This window comes from Tamlana carrageenivorans (genome assembly GCF_002893765.1).
GTDB classification, from domain to species: domain Bacteria; phylum Bacteroidota; class Bacteroidia; order Flavobacteriales; family Flavobacteriaceae; genus Pseudotamlana; species Pseudotamlana carrageenivorans.
The window spans coordinates 3859569-3878118 of the sequence record NZ_CP025938.1 but is presented as its reverse complement, the minus strand read 5'-3'; the positions used below and the strand labels follow the sequence as shown (position 1 = coordinate 3878118).

The 18550-nt window shown below is 35.1% G+C and carries 14 protein-coding genes; 13 read left to right on the top strand and 1 reads right to left on the bottom strand.

Annotation, left to right across the window (positions count from 1 at the left end):
- Positions 1-4: 4 nt before the first annotated feature.
- The 12 genes from C1A40_RS17040 to C1A40_RS16985 all read left to right on the top strand — a co-directional run bounded on the left by C1A40_RS17040 (position 5) and on the right by C1A40_RS16985 (position 16540).
- Entirely contained in the window at positions 5-1708 is a 1704-nt protein-coding gene (locus C1A40_RS17040) for a glycoside hydrolase family 28 protein (protein ID WP_102996941.1), read from the top strand.
- A gap of 21 nt (positions 1709-1729) precedes the next feature.
- On the top strand, positions 1730-3052 hold the full coding sequence (locus C1A40_RS17035; RefSeq protein ID WP_102996940.1) for an acetylxylan esterase: 1323 nt from the start codon (positions 1730-1732) through the stop codon (positions 3050-3052).
- Between the two features lie 50 nt (positions 3053-3102).
- A complete protein-coding gene (locus C1A40_RS17030; RefSeq protein ID WP_102996939.1) occupies positions 3103-5835 on the top strand; it encodes a pectinesterase family protein in 2733 nt (910 codons plus the stop codon).
- Positions 5836-5933: 98 nt separating this feature from the next.
- Positions 5934-7190: a rhamnogalacturonan acetylesterase gene (locus C1A40_RS17025; protein WP_199287724.1), complete on the top strand. Its 1257-nt coding sequence runs from the start codon at positions 5934-5936 to the stop codon at positions 7188-7190.
- Positions 7159-7536 (top strand): T9SS type A sorting domain-containing protein, encoded by a 378-nt coding sequence (locus tag C1A40_RS17020; protein WP_158651403.1) that lies wholly within the window; start codon positions 7159-7161, stop codon positions 7534-7536. The genes C1A40_RS17025 and C1A40_RS17020 overlap by 32 nt, the downstream gene beginning before the upstream one ends.
- A gap of 248 nt (positions 7537-7784) precedes the next feature.
- Positions 7785-11840, top strand: a complete 4056-nt coding sequence (locus tag C1A40_RS17015; RefSeq protein ID WP_102996937.1) for a pectinesterase family protein — start codon at positions 7785-7787, stop codon at positions 11838-11840.
- A 342-nt stretch (positions 11841-12182) separates the two neighbouring features.
- Complete coding sequence (locus C1A40_RS17010; protein ID WP_102996936.1) at positions 12183-12779, top strand: C40 family peptidase; 597 nt, start codon at positions 12183-12185, stop codon at positions 12777-12779.
- A gap of 27 nt (positions 12780-12806) precedes the next feature.
- Positions 12807-13721, top strand: coding sequence for a hypothetical protein (locus C1A40_RS17005; protein ID WP_102996935.1), 915 nt, complete (start codon positions 12807-12809; stop codon positions 13719-13721).
- 11 nt (positions 13722-13732) lie between these two features.
- Positions 13733-14599, top strand: coding sequence for a TssN family type VI secretion system protein (locus tag C1A40_RS17000; protein WP_158651402.1), 867 nt, complete (start codon positions 13733-13735; stop codon positions 14597-14599).
- Positions 14600-14628: 29 nt separating this feature from the next.
- On the top strand, positions 14629-15021 hold the full coding sequence (gene tssD, locus C1A40_RS16995) for a type VI secretion system tube protein TssD (RefSeq protein ID WP_067146181.1): 393 nt from the start codon (positions 14629-14631) through the stop codon (positions 15019-15021).
- 50 nt (positions 15022-15071) lie between these two features.
- Entirely contained in the window at positions 15072-16124 is a 1053-nt protein-coding gene (locus C1A40_RS16990; RefSeq protein WP_102996933.1) for a hypothetical protein, read from the top strand.
- Positions 16124-16540, top strand: coding sequence for a hypothetical protein (locus C1A40_RS16985; RefSeq protein ID WP_102996932.1), 417 nt, complete (start codon positions 16124-16126; stop codon positions 16538-16540). Before C1A40_RS16990 ends, C1A40_RS16985 begins: the two co-directional genes overlap by 1 nt.
- A gap of 438 nt (positions 16541-16978) precedes the next feature.
- On the opposite strand, the gene C1A40_RS16975 is transcribed toward C1A40_RS16985, so the two are convergent.
- On the bottom strand, positions 16979-18178 hold the full coding sequence (locus tag C1A40_RS16975; RefSeq protein ID WP_102994338.1) for an IS4 family transposase: 1200 nt from the start codon (positions 18176-18178) through the stop codon (positions 16979-16981).
- Positions 18179-18185: 7 nt separating this feature from the next.
- Between C1A40_RS16975 and C1A40_RS16970 the strand changes: the two genes are divergently transcribed.
- A complete protein-coding gene (locus C1A40_RS16970) occupies positions 18186-18443 on the top strand; it encodes a hypothetical protein (RefSeq protein WP_102996930.1) in 258 nt (85 codons plus the stop codon).
- Positions 18444-18550 lie beyond the last annotated feature (107 nt).

Here is an 18550-nt window from a genome sequence, read left to right as displayed (position 1 = left end):
ATACATGAAGTATATCAAAAAAATAACATGGGCTATTTTCGGTGTTTTGTATATCATAAACACAGGGAGCTTTAATGCTCAAAGTCAAAATGTACAATTAGATAATATTTATAATGACATAGAATTTAAAATGCCTAAAGTAAAGGAGGTTTCCTTTCCTGACTATGAAGTGAATATCATCGATTTTGGCGCCATAGGTAATGGACTTTTTAAAAATACCTTGGCATTTGAAAAATCTATTTCTCAAGTTTCTCAAAAAGGAGGAGGAAAAGTTATAGTGCCTCGAGGTATTTGGCTTACCGGGCCAATTACACTTCAAAGTAATATTAATTTGTATCTAGAAAGTGGTGCAATTATACTATTTAGTAAAGATTTTGATGATTATCCTTTAAAAAAAGTCAGTTTTGAAGGTTTAAATACAGTACGATGTATTTCACCTATTAATGCCAATAATGCGCAGAATATTGCTATAACAGGCAACGGGATTATAGACGGTAATGGTGACGCTTGGAGACCAGTTAAAAAAATGAAAATGACCGATAACCAATGGAATAGCCTAAAAAAATCTGGAGGTGTTTTATCTGATGATGGCAAACTGTGGTTTCCTTCTGAAAGCTCCAAACAAGGTTATGAAAACACCACCGACTTTAACGTTCCAAATGCTGAAAACAATGAAGACCTTATCGCTGTAAAGGATTTCCTTAGACCTGTAATGGTTAGCCTTGTTCAATGTAAAAAAGTGCTTTTAGATGGGCCAACTTTTCAAAATTCACCCGCATGGAATATTCATCCCTTAATGTGCGAAGATCTAATTTTTAGAAATTTAACGGTTAGAAACCCTTGGTATTCACAAAATGGAGATGGATTAGATTTAGACTCTTGTAAAAATGCATTGATTTACAATAACACCTTTGATGTTGGTGATGATGCTATCTGCATAAAGTCAGGAAAAAATAAGGATGGTAGAGACCGTAAATTCCCTACAGAAAATGTAATAGTAAAAAATAATGTCGTGTATCATGGTCATGGTGGTGTTGTTGTAGGAAGTGAAATGTCTAGTGGTGTTAAAAATGTGCATGTTTCAAATTGTTCATTTATTGGTACTGACACAGGACTCCGATTTAAAAGTACAAGAGGAAGAGGAGGCGTTGTAGAGAATGTCTTTATTTCAAATATTGATATGATTGATATTAAAGCGGATGCCATAAGGTTTAATCTTTATTATGGCGGAAAAAGTCCTGTTTCAGATGGGCTAACTACAAATAAAGAGGTTAATTCAACTGAGGAAGTTTTAGTTGAAGTTACCGAAGAAACGCCTTCATTTAAAAATATTTTCATGAACAATATTCATGTTTCTGGAGCTGAAAAAGCAGGTTTTTTCATGGGGTTACCAGAAATGAACTTAAAAAACATCAACTTAAGTAATGCTGTGTTAAAGGCAAATAAGGGGGTGGAAATTGTGGATGTAGATGGACTGAAGCTTAAAAATGTTCAAATATTAACGCCTGAAAAAAAAGCGATAACAATTTACAACGGAAAAAATGTAAACCTAGATTCTGTCTCATTTCAGAATAACCAACAAACACAAATTGAATTATTTGGAAGTAAAACTAAAGCAATACGCTTTCAAAATGTAAATTTTGATAATTCAAATTTAGAATTGAAATCGAGTAAAGAGGTAATTAAAAGAGAAGTGTTTATAAATTAATTAAATGAGATTAGTAGAAATATGAAATTTTATGGAACCATATTTAAGAAATTGATTCTTTTAACTGTTTTTCTTATTAACTCTATTGTAAGTTTTGCTCAAAATAACCCCAGTCATGACGATATTTTATGGGTTGCAGAACCGAATCATAAGGATTGGCTTTATAAGTTAGGAGAGGAAGCCAATATTACTATACGTGTTTATCGTTACGGAGTTTTGCTTGATGCAGCTGTTGTAAATTATAGTATTGGTGAAGATATGATGCCTGAAGAAAAACAAGGTAAAGTTACTTTAAATCATGGTGTAGCCACTGTTCCAATAGGTACAATGAATACCCCTGGGTTTAGAGATTGTAAACTTAGTTTAAATTATAAAAATAAACGATATAGTTATCATATTAAAGTTGGTTTTGAGCCAGAAAAGCTAACACCTTATACTAAGTTTCCGAACGATTTTAAAAGCTTTTGGGATGATGCATTAAAAAAGGCTTCTACTTGTCCTATGGTTGTAGAAAGGGAATTCGTTTCAGAATTTTCAAATGATAAAATAAATTGCTATTTACTTAAAATTCAGTCTGTACAAAAGGGACATTTTTTCTATGCATATCTAACGCTACCCAAAAAACAAGGGAAATTTCCTATTGTAATTTCACCTCCAGGAGCAGGTATAAAACCTATGAATCCTTCAAAGGATTTGTTCTATGCAGAAAATGGGTTTATCCGTTTGGATATGGAAATTCATGGTATTCGCCCAAATTTGGATGCGCATACTTATAGTGAGATCAGTAAGGCTTTTGGAAATAAAAATAATAGCTATTTAGTAAATGGTTTAGATGATAAGGAGCATTATTATATGAAGGGCGTTTACCTATCATGTATAAGGGCTGTGGATTATTTAGTGACATTGCCGGAATGGGATGGTAAAAATTTAATAGCTCAAGGTGGTAGCCAAGGAGGGGCATTAGCTCTAATTACAACGGGATTAGATAAACGTGTTACGGCATGTGCGGCCAATCATCCCGCACTCTCCGATATGGCAAGATATAAAATAAATAAGGCAGGGGGATACCCGCACTTGTTTACCACATTTGAAGGTATGGATACACCGGAAAAATTAGAAACTCTAGAATATTTTGATGTGGTTAATTTTGCTAAACTTATAAAAGTTCCAGTTTTTATGACCTGGGGATTTAATGATAATGTATGTCCTCCAACCACAAGTTATATTGTTTATAATACAATACAATCCCCTAAGGAAGCTTTAATTACGCCAGTTAATGAACATTGGATTTCACTAGAAACTAGATATAATATTATGGACTGGATTAAAACGACATTAAAATAACCAATGAATAGATAAATTAATTATTAAACCCAAATATTAAACCAAGTATTATGAAACATTTAAACTTTTATCTTTTTTTTATTGTAGGACTCCTGTGGAGTTCCTTGGGTACAGCCCAAAATTTTAGCCCAGACATTGTAGTGGATGTTAACGGAACAGGCGATTTTACAACGCTTCAAGCCGCTTTTGATGCAGCACCTTCTAACAGTAGTTCTGAAATTATTATTTATGTAAAAAGGGGATTGTATGATCAAGAAAAATTGATTATTCCGCCTTCTAAAACGAATATTACTTTAATTGGAGAAAGCAGAGAGGAAACTGTTATTAGCTATGATATTTATAACTGTAATGATGGAGATGATGGCCTTTGTCCTGATGATAAGGTAGCCCTTTGGAGTAGTAATAGCGAGTTAGTTAGAACAGCAGCAACACTCACTATTCAAGCAAACGATTTTAAAGCAGAAAACATCACTATCGAAAACACTGCTGGTCCTGTTGGACAAGCCCAAGCCCTTACTTTACAGGCCGATAGAAATGTGTTTGTTAATTGTAATATTACAGCATACCAGGATACTATTTACTTTTGGACGGCTGAAACCAACCGAGCCTACTTTAAATCTTGTATGATTTTAGGGCGTACGGATTATATTTATGGTCGAGGAATTGGTTTCTTTGATGAATGCGAAATTAGAAGTTATGGTGGCGCTTGGATTACGGCACCTTCAACAACTATTAACCAAAGTTATGGTTTCGTATTTTATAAATGTGATTTGACTTATCAAGATAATAGCCCTAGACCAGGAGATGATGGTGCTTTAATTAAATTTGGTCGTCCTTGGCATGAATATCCTAAAGTGGCATGGTTATACTGTAACATGCCTGCTGAAATTGATCCTTTAGGTTGGGGGGATAAATGGAACATGGATTATGCAGATACAAGTACCGACTTACATTTATACGAATGGATTAACACAGGAGCTGGTGCCGATATGAGCGGTAGAGCCAATTGGGCTGGTCTTCGTGCCATGACCGACCAAAATGAAGCCAATTTATATGAGCCAGAAATCGTATTAGCTGGTACTGATAATTGGGATCCTACAGCAATTGCACCCGCAGTTACTGTTTACACTTGGGATGGTGGCGCTGCTAACAACGACTGGTTAGAGGCTAATAACTGGAACCCAGATGGTGTACCTGTAGCTTCGGAGGTTGCAAATGTTGATGGTAATGTCATAATAAATGCAAATGGAGGCGATTTTGCTGCAGATTTAAACTTAACAAATGGAGCAACTTTAGAGGTTACAGCTAATAGTACTACCACCTTATTAACTCTAAGTCAGTCAGTAATTACAGCTTCTGCAGATGCAACTTTGGCAGGAACAATAAAGTCAAAAGGGAATTTTGATTTTAATCTTACTCATAACCTTAATCTTGAAGGCTCAATACAAGGTGTTCACCAAATCACGAAAAAAGGATCTGGAATTGTTCAGTTAAATGGTGATAGTGAAGATTATACAGGTGAAATTGTTGTAGAAGAAGGCGATTTGCAAGCTAAAGTTTCTGGTTCTTTAGGTAATACCAAGAATATTACTGTAAAAACCACAGGACAATTAACCATTGATGTAAGTAACGCACTAAAAGTAAATACACCAATTTTTACTGAAGGTAATGCCAAAATTGTTATTAATCAAGATATCACCATTAGCGAATGGTATATTGATAATGTTGTACAAGGTGTTGGACAGTATGACGCCACTACGCATCCGTCTATTATTAGTGGTTCAGGTAAAATAATCATTGGCAGACCAAGTGAATTTATTTTTATAGGTGGAGCTAACGGAAAGTGGGATAATCCAGTGCATTACTCACCGGCACTTCTGCCAGAACTAGGAGAAAAAGTTATTGTAGATGGTAAAACTATTGAAGCTCAAAGCGCTCCTTTTTCTGGAGACATGTATGTGCAGAACGCTGGAAGTATTCGTTTGAGAAGATCGGACTCTAAAAGCTTAGGACCTGTTAGAATGTTTCAAGGTACAAATATCACTTATGCAACAGGTGGAACGGGATTTTATTTTGAAGCTCCTATCATTTTGGAAGGAGATATTTCATTGTTAATGAATGGTTCTAACGCTGCAGGTCATGTTATGGATTTACCTGGTACATTTTCCGGAGATCATAAAATAATCGTTCAAAACACCAGAGATGTTGCAAATACTGCAACAGTAAAATTAGGTGGCGATAATAGTGGGTTTACAGGAACTTGGGATTTAAAAGTGGCTGCTTTTAATGCAGCAGGTGTAGCAGCGATTGACGGAACCGTAGAAAATGCCTTTGGAAACGCTTTAATTGATCTCGATGCTAATAATCAAGCCATTTTTAATCATGCTAAATGTGCTGGTGATAAGCTAGTAATGAATATAGCAGGAAATGCTTCTGCTGTTTTGAATGTTGCTGTGCTGGTTAATCAATTTACTTTAAACGGAACCGATTTAGGGGATGGAACTTATGATGCCTCGACACATCCAGGGCTTCTTTCTGGAAGTGGTTCCATAACTGTAGATACTAGTTTGAGTATTGATAAGAAAGTGTTTTTAGAAAAAGATACTTTAAGAGTTCATGGTGTTCTTCAGAACATGGAAATTTTTAATATGTCTGGACAACAGTTACGTAAAATAACAAAACCTGTTCAAGAAATCGATTTACAATGGCTAAAGTCGGGGTTTTATATTGTCAGTTATAAGATTGATGGAAAAAATGGCACACTTAAAGTGTGTAAAAAGTAAGGAGATACTAACCACGTTTCCTTTGGCTTAATTAATCCTGGGCAAGTCTTCGGATGTGCTCAGGATTTTCCTGCCTAAATAAACTAAACTAAATAAAAATGAGAAAGTTAGCTTACAAAATGCTTATTGGTGCTTTTGTTGCTTTTTGTAATATACATGGTGCAACGGCTCAAATTACATTACATACGATTGGCGATTCTACCATGGCCAATTATGATGAGAACACTTCTGATATAAGAGGTTGGGGGATGATGTTTCAGCAATTTTTTACTTCTGATGTAGTGGTTAATAATCGTGCGAAAAGTGGATCAAGTAGTAAAAGTTTTTACTTGGAAGCCCCTTATTGGACAACTGTAAAAAAACAGATTAGTTCAGGCGATTACGTGATTATTCAATTTGCCCATAACGATGAGAAAAATGGTGGTTTAGACGGGGGAACTGATCCTAACAACCCATTAAACGGAACAGATTATAGAGGAACTTCAGCTCAAGGTACTTACAAAGAATATCTTATAAAATATATCGATGAGACCCGAGCCTTAGGAGCCACTCCTATTTTAGCTACAGCCATTTGTAGAAAATATTTTAGCGGTGGAACCATTACCAGAAAGGGGCGACATGATTTGGGTGAAAACTTTAGTATGCCAGAATCCGATCATTCTTATGATTATAGCTTTGCTATGAAGGAAGTGGCTGTTGCAAAAAATGTTCAACTTATCGATTTAACAACCTTAACAAAGGGGTTGCTAGAATCTTATGGAGATGCCGCTAGTACAACACAACTTTTTGTGTCTTCTGATTCCACCCACCCTTCAGCTCTTGGCGCTACATTAATAGCTCGATTATGTGCTCAAGACATGACCAACCAAAATATTTTAGCGTCATATATTAATACGGCAACAGACTTACTCATTAATCCTACCATATGTGACTTTGGAGATGCGTATTCTGGACAAACTTTGACTAAGGAAGTTACTATAACAGGATTTGATTTAGATCCTTCCGATGGAGATTTTACACTTTCAGTTAGCGATGGTTTCTTAATTGCACCTAGTAAATCTGATTCATTTTCTTCAAGTATAACTTTGAATTATTCTAATGGAAATCTGGAGTTTAAAAAATTCTATGTTTCAGTTTCACAATCCACCGGTGGAAGCAAAAACGGAACGCTTACAGCAACTAATGGTATAATAACAAAGGAAATTCCACTTAAATCAAATTTTATTGAATTAACAGGTGGAACAGAGGTTAATCTTTTGTGGGAATTATCGACTGATAAAAGTTATGTTCTTGATGGTCCAGCTTTAGCTCTTGATCAATCTTTTGTTGGTATGTACACGCAGATCTTATGGTGAAACTCTTAAATTACGTGTTTACCCTTGGTATAGTGGAGAAGCTACGGGAAAGACAATTTGTCTTGCTGATGTCAATATACACGGAGTTGCAACTCCGCTTTCGCTTTCTATTGATGATTTAGATTCTAACAAAATACAATGGGTTCTTAAAGATGATTTAATTAATATAAAAAACCTACCTATAAATAGCCTTGTAACTATTTATGATTTAACAGGCAGAGTTATGCATAAATCTCAAAATGTTTCAAGTACTTTAATGGTAAAAGCACCAAATACTACAGGAATTTATATAGGAAGAATTGAATCAAAATTAGGAGTGAAATCAATTAAGTTTTTTGTGCCATAATTGTTGGTATTTTATACGATTGTCTAAAAACAAATTAAACTTATTCTAAAAACAAGAATATTACATCAACCATTTTGTGTAAATCAAAAATGAGAAATAGTATGTATTAACCTTATTTTTAAACCAAATTGAATCAGGGATTAATACAGTGTAAACAAATAATTAATGATAGTTAAATTAAACATCTTATGAAAAATTTAAACGTATTAATCCTTTTTATTCTAGGGTTATAGTCTAGTTATCAGGGCATGTCTCAGAACTTTACCCCAGATATTGTTGTTGACCTTAACGGAACGGGAGATTATACTTCAATCCAAGCCGCGATAAATGCTGTTCCTGCAGGAACACCAACAACCATATATTTAAAAAATGGTCATTATAATAATGAAAAATTAATTGTTCCAGCAAACAAAACTAACATCACTTTAATCGGTGAGAGCAGGTCGCAAACTATAATTTCTTACGATACTTATAATTGTAATGATGGTGGCGATGGCATGTGTCCAGACCATAAAGTAGCACTTTGGGCCAGTAATAGTGATTTAGTTCGCACTGCCGCTACATTAACCATTAAAGCGAATGATTTTAGAGCTGAAAATTTAACCATAGCCAATACTGCAGGCCCTGTAGGGCAAGCGCAGGCATTAACGTTACAAGCCGATCGTAATGTTTTCGTTAATTGTGATATTACGGGATATCAAGATACTATATACTTTTGGATGGCAGAAACGTCACGTGCGTATTTTGAATCATGTATGATTCTAGGTCGTACAGATTATATTTATGGTCGAGGTATCGGTTATTTTAATGAATGTGAAATACGAAGTTATGGTGGTGCATGGATAACAGCACCTTCTTCTACCATTAACCAAGATTATGGTTTCGTTTTTTATAAGTGTAACTTAACATATCAAAATAATAGTCCGAGAAATGGAGATGATGGTGCTTTAATTAAATTTGGACGACCTTGGCACGAATATCCTAAAGTAGCCTGGTTGTATTGTAATATGCCTTCTCAAATAGATCCTTTAGGCTGGGGGGATAAATGGAATATGACTTATGCCGATACCAGTACAGAACTTCATCTATACGAATGGATGAATACAGGGCCTGGAGCAAATATGAGTGGTAGAGCCAATTGGGCTGGGTTGAGATCTATAAACGGACAAAACGAAGCGGCACAGTATGAATCAGAAATTGTCTTGGCTGGTCAAGATAATTGGAATCCAGCAGCCACTGTTCCTTCTAGGAGCGCTTATAATACTATTGAAGCAGAGAGTTTCAGCTCTCAGTATGGTATTGCAACCGAAAATTCGGGTGAAGGCGGAGAAAATGTTGGGTTTATTCAAACAGGAGATTGGTTGGGTTTTTCTAATGTTGATTTTGGAAATGGCGCTGCCCTTTTTAATGCAAGAGCTGCGACCACTAACTCTGGTAACATTAAGGTGGTAATAGATAATCCTACTTCTGGTACGGTTATAGGAGCTCTAAGCATATCGAATACTGGAGGCTGGCAAACTTATGCTAATTTTTCAACAAATGTTAACCTAATAACAGGAGTACATGATGTATACCTCGTTTTTGAAGGTGGTAGCGGTTACTTATTTAATATAAATCATTTTCATTTTACAGAGTTGCAAGCACCAGCAGAACTAATTAAGCATGGTGCAGGATCATCAAGTCAAACGATAAGCATAAATGAAAGTATTACTAATTTTTATTATAATTGGGAAAATGCTACAACAGTTAGTGTTACTGGCTTGCCAACAGGGATTCAAGTAGATGTCGATAATTCAAATCAAGAGGTATCCTTTAGCGGATCACCAACACAAAGTGGTGTTTTTAATTATACTATTACTACTCAAGGCGGCTCACCTAATGCTGTAAAATCAGGAAGGTTTACCGTAAATGATAACGTTAATATCCAAGCACCAGCTTTTCCAGGAGCAGAAGGTTTCGGGCGATTTACCACTGGTGGTAGAGGTGGTCAAGTTATTTACGTAACCAATTTGAATGATTCTGGATCAGGGAGTTTACGTGCCGCAATTGAAGCATCTGGACCAAGAATTGTCATGTTTAAAGTTTCTGGTATTATAGCTTTAAATTCCGATTTAAGAATAAACAATAACGATATAACCATTGCAGGACAATCGGCTCCAGGTGATGGAATTTGTCTTAAAAATTATTCCTTTATGATAAGCGCAGATAATGTCATTATGAGATATATTAGAAGTCGAATGGGGGATGAATCACAAACAACTAATGATGCACTTTGGGGTAGAAATAACAAAAATATTATTATAGATCATTGCTCATTGAGCTGGAGTACCGACGAGTGTTCTTCGTTTTATGATAATACAAATTTTACTATGCACTGGTGTATACTTTCTGAAAGTTTAAGAAATTCTGTTCATAATAAAGGCAATCATGGCTACGGAGGTATTTGGGGTGGTAAAAAAGCAAGTTTTCATCATAATTTAATAGCACATCACGATAGTAGAAACCCACGAATGAATGGGAGTCGATATTCAAATCAACCAAATTTAGAACTTGTTGATTTTAGAAATAATGTTATATATAACTGGGGGTCAAATAGCGGTTATGCTGGCGAAGGCGGTTCTTATAATTTTGTGAACAATTACTATAAGCCAGGACCAGCAACCAAGTCTAATGTGAATAAACGAATTTTTTCACCAAACGCCGATGGCGGTACAAATAGTCAGGCTGCAGGGGTTTGGGGCATGTTTTATGTAAATGGAAATTACATGTGTGGGAGTTCTTCTGTGACATCCGACAACTGGGAAGGGATTCACCCCAACCCATCCACTAAAAACAAGAACGAGTTAAAGTCACTAACCTCATTTGATTCGGGAGATATTACCACACATTCGGCAGTTTCAGCTTTTAGCAAAGTGCTTGCACATACAGGAGCTAGTTTTAAACGTGATGCTGTAGATGCTAGAATTGTGAATGAAACTAATTCTGGGACGTATACTTATGAATGGTCTAATGGAAGTACAAATGGAATTATTGATACGCAATCTGATGTTGGCGGATGGCCTAATTACAACTCTAATTCAGCCCCCGAGGATTCTGATGGTGATGGGATGCCAAACGTTTGGGAGGCTGCCAATGGATTAGATAGTAATAATGCTTCAGATGGTTCTGCCTACACTTTAAGTGCCATTTACACTAATGTGGAGGTTTATTTAAATAACATGGTTGCTTCAATTACAGAAAGTCAAAATCAAAATGGCGCCCCTAATTATACCGATCCCTCAGATGGATCTTCTTGTATAGCAACAGTTCTAGAAGGTTATACTCAAATTGATGGAGAAGCCTGGCAACAAGTAAATGTGGCAACTGTAAATGAAGGAAGTGCGGTTAAATTTGGACCACACCCTACTTCGGGAGGTACATGGATTTGGAATGGACCAAATGGGTATTCGGCCAATACACGAGAAATTAATCTTAATAATTTACAGGTTTCTCAATCGGGAACTTACACAGCGGTTTATACCAATGATTGCGGTACTCAAAGTACTGAAGACTTTATTATTAATGTTTTAGAGCCAGTTTCAGAAATATCAATAAACGAAAATACCACAGGTTTTTGTTTTGTAGAAGGCACAATTGATAGTAATCATATCGGTTTTCAAGGAGATGGTTTTATGAATTCAACGAATGAAATAGGGGCTGGTATTGAGTGGTTAATAACAACTCCAAATGCAGGGGAATATATTTTACGTTGGAGATATGCTAATGGAAGTGATGCAAGTAGAGGGGCTCAAGTTATGGTAGATGGTAATATTGTAGAGACCACAGATTTTAGTGTAACAGATTCGTGGACAAGTTGGGCTGAGAATTCAAGCGCTACTGTTTCAGTGCCTTTTTCAGCTGGTGTTCATACTATTAGGCTAGAAGCTTTAACCGAGTCGGGATTAGCAAATATTGACAAAATGGAAGTTGAAGGTTATAACCCTCAAGCCACGATTTGTACAAACCTATCTTCTGCATATAAAAACAGTTCTTCTGGATCTAAGGCTCAAAGTCAAATGGATGATTTGGATGAGAATGAAACGATTCAACCGAAATTTTATCCCAACCCTGTAGCAGGCATTCTTAATGTAGAAGCCCAATCTGGATCGGTTTCAATCTATAATATTATGGGACAGAAAGTATTTGAGAATAAAAATTTTATCAAAAAATTAGAGATCAATTTTTCAGAGTTTAACTCAGGTTTGTATTTAGTCATTTTAACTACCGATCAAAAGCAAATTTCGCAAAGAATAATTAAAAATTAGTATAAAGTTTGGTTAATGATAATAAAGTATGGTCTTTTTAAATAATGTTTAATCGTTCCTTTCTGAGATCTATTAATGGTTTTGTTGATACCTTTTGTAGGCTCATAAAAAAGCAAGCTTTCTATGGCTTGCTTTTTTTATGATTTAGTGTTAAAAAAAATACTTTTAAGTATATTTTTTATAGAAAAATTACTACAAAAAATTAAGGTTGATTTATTAAAATATTGTAGATTTGGCAAAATTAGTAAGAAAAAACTTAATTAAATCATACGAAATACATTGTAAAATTTAGTATTTATTGATTTTGATAAGTTTAAATACATGATGTTTACAATAATATAGATGATAAGAATATGTGCTAAATTAATTGTTGGTATTTTGTTTTTATACCTTCCATTAAGCTGTAAGAGTTCCAAAACCACAAATAATAATGATGATATTGTGGTGACTTACAAACCTATTATTCCAGAAAAGACCTTCTTGCCTGTTCAAATTGAATATGCCAAAATTCTCAATACAGTTCCCGATTCATTGCAAAATGTAAAATTATACCAATTTATTGATGAGTGGAAGGATACCAAATATCTTCTTGGAGGCGAAACTAAAGATGGCATTGATTGCTCGTCATTCTCACAGCTTTTGTATATGGTTGTTTTTGAAAAGTATATCGAGCGCACGGCACATAAGCAATTTGAATCTGAATACATTAGCAAATTTAGAGGTAAAGAGTTTTTAGAAGAAGGCGATTTGTTGTTTTTCAATAGAGAAGGCGAACAAACGATAAGTCACGTGGGTGTCTACTTGATGAATAATAAGTTTGTTAACGCGACATCCTATAAGGGTAAAAGTGGTATTGCAGGAGTTAAAATTTGTGACATTACCGAGCCGTTTTGGGAGAAACGTTATGTAGCCGGGGGTAAACGAAATGATTTGCAATAGCTGAGCGCGTTAACGAAATGTCATGTCATGAAAAAGGACCTACAAGCCATACATAACGAACTCAAAGATATTCACTACAATGTAAAAGCGGAAGTGTTGGTTGCTGAAATTGAAGATAAAATTACCGTCACATCAGATCACATTTTGGTTTCAAACCAGAGTGATTTTAATCGGTCTTACCGAAATGACATCATAAATGTATCAATCGATAGTCATGGAGGAGATCAAGAGTTATTGAAGCTGGATTTGTCTCGACATGGGATTTATGATTTACTGCCTGAAGGCGTGTTTCACAGTGTGGAATCAAAGGGCAAAACGTCGTCCTATAAGGAGCTAAATAAGCTTCAAAAGGAGGAAGAGCGGCAAGCACGGTCTTTGTTTGCTCCGCTGGAAGATGCTTTTTTTAGGAGTCGTGTTGAGGCAGAGCAAAAACAAGACAAAACCATACGTGATTTTAGTAATTTAAAGGACCCATTTTTGTTGAATTTTTGGAAAATTGATCCATCTATACCCAAAGATTTAGCGGTTAAATTACTACGATTACTGCCGTACACCCATCAGATTTCAGGAAATTTAGAGCTCACTTTTCTTAGCTTAAAGAAAATTTTAGCTGTTGATATTAATTATAAAAAAGGCTTTGAATCCCTTGAGTTGCGTATTGATCAACCTTCAGAAAGTAAATTAGGCATTAATTTTGTCTTACAAGAAGATAATTTAACCATCCAACAACCTACTTTACACATTAAGGTACAACCTCAATCTAATAGTGATCTTGCTCCAATTTTAGGAAGTCAAGGTTTTAGGCGTTTTCTGCAAGTGTTTTACAAGTTTTTTATCCCTTTTGAGTACCATATTAAAACTGAAATTCAGGTTAAAGAAGCCGATGACTTTATTCTGGGAAGCGCATATGATGCATATTTGGGGATGGCTACCAGAGTTTAAAAATGATAATTATGATGACAAGTTTCGCTCACAGTGATGTTTTTAAGATTAGTTTAATATTGCTTTTAATAAGTTCTGTACTTATGGTTTTGGTTAAAAAAGTGAGAACTATTTTCTCTAAGAACAAACTCAAAGCATTAATTTATGCGGTAGTTTTAGCGCTTCTTTTTGCACTTACAGGATTTTTAGCTTACGATAAAGTTTTAAATAATTCGCCTACCCAGGCTTTTATGGCTATCGAGCTTATCTTTTTTATTTTAGGTATCATTCATGTGTTTACCATGCGTAACACCTTTAAAGCCGTGATTGGACAAAAGCTCGAGTTTTTAAATGAGTTTATGCTGACTCTCGTTTTCCTAGGTGTAGCCTTATTCGTTTTTATTCAGGTTGTTAGTCGGTTTAGACCAGAATTTGTTAGTATTTACATGACAGCAGGACTTGTTTTTATCACGCCGTTTTTGGTTCTAAAAACGTTCGAATATGCCATGGCTATTCCGGTTCAGGTTTATAAAAAATGGTTATTCCCAATACGTCAAGAAATTAAAGAGCCTACAGCATCGGAGCTGAGTAACCCCCTGGTGATATCCTTAGAATTTAAAAAGAAAAGCGGAGATAAAGAATTAAGTCGTTTTAAAGTAAAAGCACCAGAGCAGATGGAGTTTGGTAAGTTGTTTTATTTTTTTGTTGACGATTATAACGCTTTGCACCCCGAACGTAAAATTGAAATTACAGATAATGAAGGTGGGGCCTCGGCTTGGATCTTTTATTTTAAGCCACGATGGTGGCGTGCTTTACGACATATTGATGCTAATAAGACCATTGAATGGAATGGCATTCGGGAGGAAAATAGTATCGTAGTACAACGTGTTGAAGCTTAAACTCAAACAATAATTTAATATCAATAGTTATGTCATTTTTATCTAAATTGAGCATTGAAGGCGATGAAATGAATGTGCTAGATTGTGCATTCGAATTTTCTCAGCAAGCCGATTATAACGGTCGTCCAGCTGAAAATCCACGTGGCGGACAAATACAACTACTTGTAGAATCGACCTCTAAAACCGATTTTATGGATTGGGCCATTTCGCCAGAAATGGTAAAAAACGGTACCATTACTTTTTACAAACGAGAAAATATGGCAAGCCTAAAAAAAATAGAGTTTAAAAACGCTTATTGTTTGCGTTATCATGAACATTTCAATGCGCATGATACAGAGCCTATGCAAACCCTATTGATGATTTCGGCTCATGAAATTACTATAAAAGGAACTACTTTTTCCAATAATTGGCCTATAAAATAAGGCATTAATGTTTTATGGTATGGTAGCTTAATTGATTTATATTTTACTTTATGGAAAACGGAAAACTACAAAAACTAAAAGACTTAGTACAAAGTCAAGCTGATTATGCTTTAGAACTTAGTTTAAGTGATAATCAGAGCGGTTTTAGTTGTACAGGCATGGGTAAGCACCTTGAGTTTCTTTTGAATTCTAGAAATCATGAAATTAATTTCCTTTTAAGTGAAATAGCAAAAGAGCAATTAAAGGATCAAAAGAAAACTCCTGAGCCACCTGATTTTACGAAATATATTAGATATTCAAGTACTCTATTATCACATAAGGAGGTTTTTGTTGGTGATAAATGGGTGCTTGTCCCTAATGATGCTTGTGTCGATTTTAAAACGACTTCTTTGAGTAGACAACGCGCATTTTCGGTGACTATCAGTCACGGAAGTAACTATGCAACATTTACTTCTACAGAGCATTTAAAATCGTATCAAGAACAGAATAAAGCATTATATGGGCATGATATCTCTATACAGCTGGAAGATGATTATATCAGTAAAGAAGAACACGATTGGATGAATTTAGCTTCTCAGGCTTATGGTGCTACAAAAAAGCATACAGGCGGGTTAGATAATCTTACCGAACTTTATAACAGAATTCCAAAAGAATTTAAACGTAGTTACGCTTATAAAATATCAAAGCTTACCAAAAAAGTGGGAAAACCGGCAAAAGCGGGTAAAATATTTCAAGGGACTGAAAAAGTTATGGGTAAGGTAGGAAAAATAGCTAAAGTTGGACCTTATTTGTCTGCGGGAACAATTGGTTATGAGTTGATTACAGATAGTTGGGATGCTCATACAGCTGTTGATGGTACTTTATTAGTAGTGGGTGTTGTTGCTACATTGGTTGGTGGTGCTCCATTAATTGTAGTAGGAATTGCAATCTATGGTATTTTAGATTATGCTTTTTGTATTAGTGAAGGTTTAGATAGAGAGTTCGGAAGGAACTCTGATATTTGGAATAAAAATTCAGTTTTGAATTTTCCAAGACAAAGCACTCCATTATTTAATGAAGTCAAAATTGATAATACTTATGTTGCACCAAAATTTAAATATTAATGTATAAATTTTTTTTTAGACGTTTGTTGCTTGCAGATTATTGTGCAGCAAAATGGCTTGTAAATAAAAAAATGCCTGAACGAATTATTCCTTCTACGTTACACTTTTTTGCAACACCGTTCGCTTTTATTGGAGCGGGATTATATTTTGTAATTATAGGCACAATTAGTTATAGGTTTGAGACGTATTTACCTATTTTAATAGGGTTAGGGGGAGTCATGTTACCATTACAATTTTATATAGAGAAAAGGGCTAAAAAAGTAATTTTTAAATGGGGAATTGAAAAGGAATTTAATACCCTCTCTAAAAATGAACGTTTGAATAAAAACATTTTTGCTTTCTTGTTTTTTTGGGGAGCTTTTTTCTTGTTTTTCTATTTGGGAGTCACATATGTTGGGGGATATTTAATTGAATAGGAATAACGTTAGAATGTATAAAAAAAGAAAAAAAGACCATACTTACGTAGCTCCGAAATTTAAAAAACTATCAAATACTTTTAAAGATTAAATGTTTAAAATTTTATTTGAAAACTTATTGTTAGCGAACTATAGTTTTGCTAAACGTTGGGTTAACAAAAAAAAACCTGAAAGAATTATTCCAGCAACACTTCATATTTTTACAACTCCTTTTAGTTTTATAATGGCTGGCATATATTGTTGGATATTAGGTTTTTTAGATTTTAAGTTTACATCTTTCTTGCCGACCTTCATTGGGTTAGGAATAATAATGTTGCCATTTCAGTTTTTTTTAGAAAAAAAAATATTGTTGTCCGATAAAAAACAGAATTAGCTAAAAAAGCTTTGGTGTTGGCCTTTTTTATTGATCGCACTCTTTATTTTGAAAACAGAACCTCCTTATGGGTCAAAAAGGCTTAATTGCCCAATGTTTTTGGTTGTAATCTCTTCCCAATTAGCTTCTGGGTTTTTCAGGAATTTGAACAAATCGATATATGTCATCAAATGGTATCGTATGACGGACATCATATTGGAATAAGCCCAGTTTCTTTGGGCTTTTCTTTGGATCACAAGCATAATGAGCTGGATTATCAAACTGACCCAGATTTGTATTTCGATGGCATTTTGATTGTCTCCCAAAAAATACTTTAGCGGAAAGTTCTGTTTAAGCCGCTTGAACATCGTCTCAATCTGCCACCTATTTTTATAGATGTCGGCTATTTTGTCTGCATCAAGATCATAATTATTAGTGATGAACTCATAAACTTTTTGGTGCTTTTCGTGCCAAAAAGCGATTCTCCTCAGGGAAAAAGCGTTGCCGTTTTTGTCCGTAAGCCCTATTTTTTCGTCCTTTAGGACAGCATCGTCCACTTTATTGGAGATATCAAACTCTTCAAGGCTTGTATAGCGAGCATTGTCCTTTTGCCGAGTCACAAAGTAAACATCTTCCAGTGTCCATTTTTGGTATTGCTCATAATCCACATACCCTTTGTCAAAAACCACATAAGAGCCCTTCTTGAGTTCCAGGTCTTTTAAAAAGGTGTGGTCGTGCGTGGCCGCGCTTGAAAACTTAATCAGACAAGGAACGTCTTCCATGGCGTTTATCATAGTATGCATCTTGATACCTCCTTTCTTTTTGCCGTTGAGCGGGTTCCTTCCTACACCTTTAAGAATGTCACTAAATAGGGGGATGGTCGAGGAATCAACGATTTTAAGGTTCTTCACTGCAGGTTCTAAGGGTCTGCTGTCCGATAAAAAGCGATGGTAACGTTTGTAGAGTAAATGATAAATATCGGCAAATACTTCAGAGCTTCTTCTCCTGTTAGCATCTGACAAGGTACTGCGTTTTGGAAAGTCCGTGAGTCCTAGATGGTTGATCTTTCCCTCGCAGGCAAGCATAATACTGGAAACCTCACGAAGTGAGCTACAGCCACTGATCACGGTAAATACCATAGTGGCCAAATGCTCATAGGTGGTAAACTTTTTGGTATAGCGATCGCTGTTGTGCTTTTTGGCTGTCCGATGAACATCTTTGGGCAAAATGAAATTTAATACCTGTTTGATTATGGGTTGTCCGCTAAAGTTTTTACTTTTATTCATATCTTGGATGTGTGATAACTTCAAGATACAAAATAAGCGGGAAATCCTATCTTGGAAATCCCGCTTTTTAAATCTTTTATCGGACACTAATGAAAAAAAAATAAAAAAAGCAATTCATCAATGGCATATAGAGAAGGAATATAAGACACTTTCAAAAAATGAACGTTGGAATAAAAATACACTTGCTTTTCTGTTTTTTTGGATTGGATTTGGTGTGTTTATATGTCTTGGAGCAAAGTTTATGGGAGGATATTTGATAGAATAATAATTGTTAGATAACTCAATGACTTTATAAATGAGGTTTTAATTATGACCAAAACTATATTTAAACCATTATTGCTGGCGTTTTACTGTACCTCAAAATGGCTTGTA